This is a genomic window from Enterobacter cloacae complex sp. GF14B (assembly GCF_004136805.1).
Taxonomy (GTDB): domain Bacteria; phylum Pseudomonadota; class Gammaproteobacteria; order Enterobacterales; family Enterobacteriaceae; genus Enterobacter; species Enterobacter hormaechei_C.
In genome coordinates this window covers 1-1,048 of record NZ_QFRV01000328.1, presented here as the reverse complement: position 1 = coordinate 1,048, position 1,048 = coordinate 1, and the positions used below count along the sequence as shown (strand labels likewise).

Sequence of the window (1,048 nt, the reverse complement as noted above, 5' to 3'; positions counted from 1 at the left end):
AGCAGCGCGCGGGCAATGGCCACGCGCTGACGCTGTCCGCCGGAAAGCTGATGCGGGTAACGCCTGCCCGCATCGGCAGCCAGACCTACCTGTTGCAGCGCATCCGCCACTTTTTCGGCAACCTGGCTTTCGCCGTGGATGTTTAACGGCTCCGACAGGGTGCGGGCAATGGTGTGGTTCGGGTGCAAAGACGCCCACGGATCCTGGAACACCATCTGCACGTTGCGGCGAAGCGCGCCTTCAAAACGTCGTCCTGGCCGTAAATTTTCCCCGAGGACGGAAATGTGGCCATTCCACTCGCGCAGCAGCCCCGCCAGCACGCGCAGAAGAGTCGATTTGCCGCAGCCGGATTCACCGATCAGGCTGAAGGTTTCACCTTTTTCGATGGCAAAACTGGCGGCGGAAACCGCCGTTTTTTCACCAAAACTCACCCGGAGCTGGTTAACCTCAACGAGTGCCATTGTCGTCCTCCTTCCACGGTTGCGAACGGTCGAGCGTCGGCAGCATCTTGCCAAACGTCCCGGCGTTCGGGCGGCAGGTCCAGAGCGTGCGCGTGTAGGGATGGGTTGCCTGCGGCAACTGGCTCGCCGCCATTTCATCAACGTTCTCACCCTGATACATTACCAGCACGCGGTCGCAGTGCTCCGCCACCAGCGGCAGATCGTGGCTGATGAGCAGCATCGCCATCTGGCGTTCTTCGCACTGCTGCACCAGCAGCTCGAGGATCTGGTTGCGCAGGCGGGCGTCCAGCGCGGAGGTCGGTTCGTCGGCAATCAGCACCTGCGGGTTGTTGATCAGCGCCATCGCAATCATCACCCGCTGGCCCATGCCTCCGGAAAGTTCGCCGGGATAGCGCTGGAGCACGTGCTCGTTCAGCCCCACGGCGCGGATAATATCGTGAATGCGCGCCAGTCGTTCGGCGCGGGGCAGGCGCTGATGGAGGGTCAGCGCCTCATCAAGCTGGGCGGCGACGGTTTTCACCGGGTTTAGCGCGTAGCGCGGGTCCTGTAGAACCATCGCTATGCCGTTGCCGCGCAGCGCCTGCCAG

The 1,048-nt window shown here is 62.9% G+C and carries 2 protein-coding genes; both read right to left on the bottom strand.

Annotated elements, in window-relative coordinates:
• On the bottom strand, positions 1-461 hold a 461-nt coding region (locus tag DD606_RS25505), incomplete at its 3' end, for an ABC transporter ATP-binding protein (RefSeq protein ID WP_129259525.1).
• On the bottom strand, positions 448-1,048 hold a 601-nt coding region (locus tag DD606_RS25500), incomplete at its 5' end, for an ATP-binding cassette domain-containing protein (protein ID WP_139158398.1). The genes DD606_RS25505 and DD606_RS25500, both read right to left, overlap by 14 nt.